Consider the following 413-nt stretch of genomic DNA (forward strand, 5'->3'; position numbering starts at 1 on the left):
GTATAGGATCGGATTTTAGGAAAATATTATTGGGGCTCGACTGCTTCCAATTTGCCCGAATGCCAATGTCCGGCAAGTCGCGGCCGAAGCCTGTGAACATAATTCAGATAGATTCCAGTGCTTTGCCGGCGCTGGCCGCTTTCACGCTTGCCCGTTCGAGCATCGAGGCGTCTTCGCCGAAGGCGCGGGTGGCGCGGGCGGCGGCCTCGAGCAGGGGCGCGGTCATGCGCCGCAGAAAGGCCGCGTCCACGCGCGTTCTCGGCCCGGCCAGGGTGAGCGCGCCGAGAAGGGTCCGTCCGGGGCCGAAGACAGGCGCCGAGACGCCAGCCGTCTCGGGATCGCGATCGCCCACCGACAAGTGATGATAGTCTTCGCGGATGGTCTCATAGGGCTCGCCCGGCTCGCCCGAAAAT

Annotated in this window: 1 pseudogene; it reads right to left on the reverse strand. The window is 63.9% G+C overall.

Annotated elements, in window-relative coordinates:
• Positions 1-103 precede the first annotated feature (103 nt).
• Positions 104-413: pseudogene (locus EOA27_RS40140) on the reverse strand (IclR family transcriptional regulator C-terminal domain-containing protein); the annotation flags it as partial.

Origin of the sequence: Mesorhizobium sp. M2A.F.Ca.ET.037.01.1.1, assembly GCF_003998075.1 — a bacterium.
GTDB lineage: Bacteria > Pseudomonadota > Alphaproteobacteria > Rhizobiales > Rhizobiaceae > Mesorhizobium.